General features: G+C 73.3%; 2 protein-coding genes. One reads left to right on the forward strand and one right to left on the reverse strand.

The window, feature by feature from the left end; genetic code table 11:
* Positions 1-162: 162 nt before the first annotated feature.
* A complete protein-coding gene (locus tag FK498_RS18645) occupies positions 163-834 on the reverse strand; it encodes a ParA family protein (RefSeq protein WP_141857192.1) in 672 nt (223 codons plus the stop codon).
* Between the two features lie 224 nt (positions 835-1058).
* Here FK498_RS18645 and FK498_RS18650 point away from each other — a divergent pair.
* The coding region (locus FK498_RS18650; RefSeq protein WP_141857194.1) for a recombinase family protein at positions 1059-1447 on the forward strand (389 nt) is incomplete at its 3' end.

A 1447-nucleotide genomic window follows, 5' to 3' on the forward strand; every position in this document is an offset into this window, starting at 1 on the left:
GGCCGGAGCACGGCGGGCAGGTCGGCGACGATCCGGTCCTCGAGCCGGTCGCGCGCGCCCACCAGGAGGCGCGCCGCGACGCGCGGCCGCGCCGGCGGCTCGATCGCCGGCGGCTGCAGCCCGGGCCGGCGCACCCCCTGCGTCATCCCGCCCCCCTCCCCGTCAGGCCGCCGCATCCGCCGGCAGCGCGGCGAGCAGCGCCAGCATCTCGTCGAAGATCGCGGCGAAGTTCTGCGCCGCATGGCTCTCGCGGTCGTGCAGCGGCGGCACCCAGTGGGCGTAGCTCATCTCCTTCCACACCGTCCGTTCGCCGAAGCTCGCGCCCAGCACGCGCGCGCCGGCCTTCTCGTAGGCCTCGCGCAGGAAGCCCTCGACGCGCGGCCGCACCGCTCCGGCGGAGGTGCGCACCATCAGGACGGCGCGCGCGATCGGCCGGCGCGCCACCGCTTCCGCCTCCTCGATCTGGCGCCAAGTCTCGATGCCGCCGCGGAAGTCGTCCTCGCTCATCTGCGAGGGCACGATGACGAGATCCGAGAGCGCCATCGCCACCTGGGTGTCGTTGGTCGCCGCCCCCATGAGGTCGATCACCACCGTCTCGTGGCGGGCCGCGAGCCCGCGCGCGAGACCGCTGACGCGCCGCTCGCCGTCGGGCACCGCGACCTCGACGGAGGCGAGTTCGGGGATGCGCGCGAAGAACCGCCCGAGCGGGCGGTTCGGGTCGAGATCCATCGCCGCGACGCGCCCGCCGCGCGCGACGAACTCCGCGACCGTGCATTTCGCGAGCGTGGTCTTGCCGCTGCCGCCTTTCACCTGGGCGAAGGTGATGATCGCCATGCCCCTCTCCTGCCGCCACGGCTTGCGCCGGAAATCCGGCTAGAAGGAAACCCGGAAAGACGTCCTTATGGCAAGCTGGAATTCCGTCTTTCCTGAAATCAGGCTTTCGGGACATCAGGACCGTGGCCCGACCGCCACGCCGCGGCGCGCCCGGCATGTCCATTCCGTTTCAGACGCTTTTCCAATCGGTGGTTTGCAAAGCACTTCCAGCATATGAACGGCGCATGGCGCTGATCGGCTACGCCCGCGTCTCGACCGCCGACCAGGACCTCGCCGCCCAGCGGCAGGCCCTCGAAGCCGCCGGCTGCACCGAGATCGTCGCCGAGACCGCCTCCGGCGCCGCTGCCACCCGGCCGGAGCTCGCCCGGCTCCTGGCGCGGATCCGGCGCGGCGACACGCTCGTGGTCGTCCGGCTCGACCGCCTGGCGCGCTCGCTCGCGCACCTCCTCGCCGTGCTGGCTCGGCTGCAGGCGAGGGGGGCCGGGTTCCGCTCGCTCGCCGACCCGATCGACACCGCCGGCCCTTCCGGCACGCTGGTGCTGCAGATCCTGGGCGCGGTGGCGGAGTTCGAGCGCGCCCTGATCCGCGAGCGCACCCGCGCGGGGCTCGCGGC

Source organism: Elioraea sp. Yellowstone, from assembly GCF_006704265.1.
Taxonomy (GTDB): domain Bacteria; phylum Pseudomonadota; class Alphaproteobacteria; order Acetobacterales; family Acetobacteraceae; genus Elioraea.